Source organism: Pedococcus sp. NPDC057267, from assembly GCF_042668795.1.
Classification (GTDB): domain Bacteria; phylum Actinomycetota; class Actinomycetes; order Actinomycetales; family Dermatophilaceae; genus Pedococcus.
The window spans coordinates 1-4,176 of sequence record NZ_JBHUYG010000060.1 but is presented as its reverse complement, the minus strand read 5'-3'; the positions used below and the strand labels follow the sequence as shown (position 1 = coordinate 4,176).

Here is a 4,176-nt window from a genome sequence, read left to right as displayed (position 1 = left end):
GTTCCCCCAGTGGGGGGAGCGGCGCCTCCCTCGTCTGCTGTACGGCAACGGGGTGAGGCGATCTACGTCGCTCCTGATCTTTCGTCGGCGAACGGGTGATGTGCCCGCCAAGTCCGCCTTGCACCGATGCGTCGCACCGGAGTCTTTCGGCGATCGACCGGACGAGTCCCTCGACCGGCGTCACCACCTCCATCGCCGCTCTCGCCGGCATGACAGACAAAGGACTCCCCATGGCTCACCTCAACCGCCGCCAGCGCATCGCGGCCGGCGTCACTGCGCTCGTCCTCGTCGGCAGCGGCACCGCCGCCTTCGCGTACTGGAGCAGCACCGGCTCCGGTTCCGGCACCGGCTCGACCACCGCCGGCGACTCTAACCTCTCGATCACCGGCGGCGTCTCCACCGCCCTCTACCCGGGCCAGGCCGGGCAGGACTTCACCGCCACGGTGACGAACAACGCAGCCAACAACGCGCAGGTCGCCGGCCTCACCGCCTACGTCACGACCGACAAGACCGGCTGCGACGGCTCGGACTTCTCGATCAACAACAGCACGGGAGCGGCCAGCCCGGTGACGCTGAACTGGATGGCGGTCGACCTCGCCAGCGGCAAGTCGCAGGACTCGGTCAACACCATCCAGTTCGTGGACAAGGCGACCAACCAGGACGCCTGCAAGGGCGCCACCCTCACGCTGCACTACGCCTCGAACTGACGCCTCGCCTACAGCTGAGCCCCTCGCCCCACCGCCGGCACACCGGCCGACCACCACGGAGAACCAGATGAGCACTCGGGCCTTCACCAGGGCGACCGCCCTGCTGGCTCTGTGCGCGTTCGTGGCGCTCGCCTCGGTCGGCCGGGTGCCCGGCGTGGGCGGGGGCTCGTCCGGCACGGGCGACAGCCTCGGCCGGACCAGCCCCGTCGCGGCCAAGACCAAGGACTTCGGCGTCACCTCGCAGCCGCTCAGCGTCTCGGTGCAGCGCGGACAGTCTGCGAGCTTCACGCTCACGGTGACCCCGACGGGTGGGTTCACCGGGCCGGTCGCGCTGACCGCCACGGGCCTCCCGGCCGGGTCCACGGCCACGTTCAGCCCGCCGACCGTGTCGGTCACGTCGACGGCCGCCGTGACGTCCACCCTCGTCGTGACCACGTCCGCCTCCACGCCCACCGGCAGCGACGTCCTCACCGTCACGGGGACCAGCGGCCCGACCAAGCACGCGCTCGACCTCACCGTCGTCGTGTCCTCGCCCCCACCGGCCGTGGCCGTGTCGGTCACCCCGGCGACGGTGTCCGTGGCGCCGGGCTCCACGGCCACGTACGCCGTCTCGGTGACGCGGGTCAACGGGTACTCGGGGGCCGTGACCCTCAGCGCGTCCGGGTCGCTCCCTCCCGGAGCCCAGGCGACATTGACCCCCAGCACCCTGCCGGCGGGCACGTCGTCCGGCACGTCCACCCTCCAGGTGTCGACCGGCACTGGTACGCCCGACGGGACGACGACCCTCGGGGTCACCGCCTCCGGCTCCGGCATCGCCCCCTCCTCGACGACGGCCTCGCTCGTCGTCGACTCCAAGCTGAGCTCCAAGCCGTTCGCCCTGGGCGGCAGCGTGGTCGGGGTGTTGTACCCGGGGGCGCCGGCCCGGGTGGTCGACCTCACCGTCGCCAACCCCAACAACCAGCAGATCAAGATCACCAACCTGGGCGTGACGGTGCGTGCGGTGACGCGAGACGGGGCCGTCGTGAGCGGTTGCAGCGCAAGCGACTTCGCCGTGCGGCAGTACTCCGGGTCGTACCCGTTGAGCGTGCCGGCGAACGCGCCCAGCACGACGCTCACGAGCCTGGGAGTCCCGACCTCGGCCCTTCCCGCCGTCACCTTCATCGACGCCCCGCGCAACCAGGATGCGTGCCGGTCCGTCACGGTCGAGCTCGCCTACACGGGATCGGCGACGAACCAGTGAACGCCTCCGTCGCCCGGTCCGTCCGCCGCTCCCGTCCCCGCCTGTCGTCCGCGCGAGGCCTGCTGGCGGTGGGCGTGGCAGCCACCCTCGCGACGAGCGCAGGGGTCACTGCCCGGGCCTCCTGGTCGTCCGCCGCCACCGGCACGGGCAGCGGCACGACGGTGACCGTCGTGTCCCTCGCCACGACGTCGGTGACCGCGCCCAGCACCGGTGCCTACCCCGGCGGCCCGGCCGTACCGGTCACCGTCGCGGTGACCAACCCGAACGCGGTGCCCGTGCGGATCACCGCCGTCAACCTGGACACGACCCGACCGGTCATGGTCTCGGGCGCATCCGGCAGCTGCTCGGCCCCCGCGGTCGTCGTCGCCGCGACCGGGCTGTCCCTCCCCGTCGCAGCCGGTGCCTCCGGCGCCGTCCTCACGATCCCCGGTGCCCTCAGCCTCGGCAGCTCGACGCCCTCGGGCTGCCAGGGCGCCACCTTCACCGTCCCCGTCGTGCTGACAGGGCAGACCCCATGAGAGGACCACGCATGCGCCGCCTGTCCCGCCGCGCCGGCGTCGGTGGCCTCGGCCTCGCCGTCGTGACCGTCGCGCTGGCCGTCCCTGCCTGGGCGTACTTCTCCGTCACCTCCACCGCCGCGACCGCGTCCGGGCGCGCCGCCACCCTGGGCACCCCGGCGGTCGCCACCTCGGGTGTGACCGCGTCCACGGTCACCTTCACCGTCACGGCCCCGAGCGCCGGGCCGACCCCCACCGGGTACCGCGTGGCCCGCACCGCACCGACCGCCGCCCCGAGCGCCTGCACGGTCACGGGGGCGAACGGTTCGTGCACCGACACCGCCCCGGTCGCCGGCCAGACCAACACCTATGCCGTGTATGCCGTGCTCGCCGGCTCCGCCTGGGAGTCGCCCGTGCCCGCCACCGCGTCCGTGGCCGTGCCCAGCGCCGACACGACGCCACCCGTGACCACGGTCTCCCAGTCGCCCGCCCCGAACGGCGCAGGGTGGAGCACGACGGATGTCACCGTCACGCTCACCGCCACGGACGCCAGCGGCGTGGCCGGCACCTGGTACACCACCGACGGCACTGCGCCGACGACGTCCTCGACTCCCTACGCCGGCCCCTTCACCGTGTCCTCCTCGACCACGGTCAGGTACTTCTCCCAGGACAAGGTCGGCAACACCGAGGCCGCGAAGTCGGTCTCCGTCCAGATCGACCGCACGGCGCCCTCGGTCGCGGTGACCGGGCCGGCCGGCGGCTCCACGCAGGGTGGGACGGTCACGGTCTCGGGCACCGCGTCCGACACCGGCTCCGGGGTCGCGGGCGTCACCGTCCAGTACCGGACCGGCTCGGCCCCCTGGACGACCATCGGCAGCCCGACGACGTCCGGCGGCAGCTGGAGCACGTCATGGGCGACGGCCGGACTGGCCGACGGGTCCTACTCGCTCCAAGCCATCGGGACCGACACCGCCGGCAACAGCACGACGAGCGCAGCGGTCCCGGTGACGCTCAGGAACACGTTCACCGTCACCGCACCCAGCACGGCCACGGCCGGCACGGCATTCACCGTCACGCTGTCCACCTACCCCGGCTACTCGGGCACCAAGAGCCTGACCGTGACGGGACTGCAGTCCAGCCCGTCCGGTGCGACCCCCTCGGTGCCGTCGTCGGCGACCTTCTCGGGGGGAACGGCGACCATCTCGGTCACGCCGGTGAGGTCCGGCGTCCAGGCAGTCACGGTGACGGACGCCGGCCTCAGCTCGCTCACGGGCACCAGCGCCCCGGTGAGCGTCAACGCCGGTAGCCCCACCCGGCTCGCCTGGACCACCTTCACCGCCCAGGGCAGCGTCCAATCGACCAGCACCTGCTACTTCACGTGCGCCGCCGTCATCGGCAACAACATCGCCGCCACGAGTAACGTCAGCGTCACCGACCCCCAAGGGAACATCGTCAGTGACCTTGGAAGCGCCAAAACCGTGACCGTCAGCGCTCCGCCGCCCAAGACTGGCAGTCCTGCCGGTCAGCAGGTCCTGACCATCCCTGCTAGCGGGCCGGCCACGTCCGCCAGCCAGTGGACCTACACCGAGAGCGGGAACTGGTCGAACCGCTCGTTCACGGCTACGTCGTCGGGCCTGACGCAGGCGACGCTGACCGTCAGCAAGCAGTAGCCCGGCCGCCAGGTGACGCCGCGGCGACGCGCCTAGGCTCGGTCCGGTGAGCACCACCGGAC

Annotated in this window: 4 protein-coding genes; all 4 read left to right on the top strand. The window is 72.4% G+C overall.

Annotated features, from left to right (window positions below; translation table 11 throughout):
• Positions 1 to 230 precede the first annotated feature (230 nt).
• The 4 genes from ACFUC1_RS13465 (at position 231) to ACFUC1_RS13450 (ending at position 4,114) form a co-directional block, all read left to right on the top strand.
• The gene (locus ACFUC1_RS13465) at positions 231 to 707 is read left to right on the top strand and encodes a hypothetical protein (protein WP_379120537.1); all 477 of its coding nucleotides are present in this window, start codon (positions 231 to 233) and stop codon (positions 705 to 707) included.
• A 67-nt stretch (positions 708 to 774) separates the two neighbouring features.
• Positions 775 to 1,947 (top strand): hypothetical protein, encoded by a 1,173-nt coding sequence (locus ACFUC1_RS13460; protein WP_379120534.1) that lies wholly within the window; start codon positions 775 to 777, stop codon positions 1,945 to 1,947.
• A gap of 74 nt (positions 1,948 to 2,021) precedes the next feature.
• Positions 2,022 to 2,465, top strand: a complete 444-nt coding sequence (locus ACFUC1_RS13455) for a hypothetical protein (protein ID WP_379120532.1) — start codon at positions 2,022 to 2,024, stop codon at positions 2,463 to 2,465.
• 11 nt (positions 2,466 to 2,476) lie between these two features.
• Positions 2,477 to 4,114 (top strand): OmpL47-type beta-barrel domain-containing protein, encoded by a 1,638-nt coding sequence (locus tag ACFUC1_RS13450; RefSeq protein WP_379120530.1) that lies wholly within the window; start codon positions 2,477 to 2,479, stop codon positions 4,112 to 4,114.
• The last annotated feature ends 62 nt before the right edge of the window (positions 4,115 to 4,176 follow it).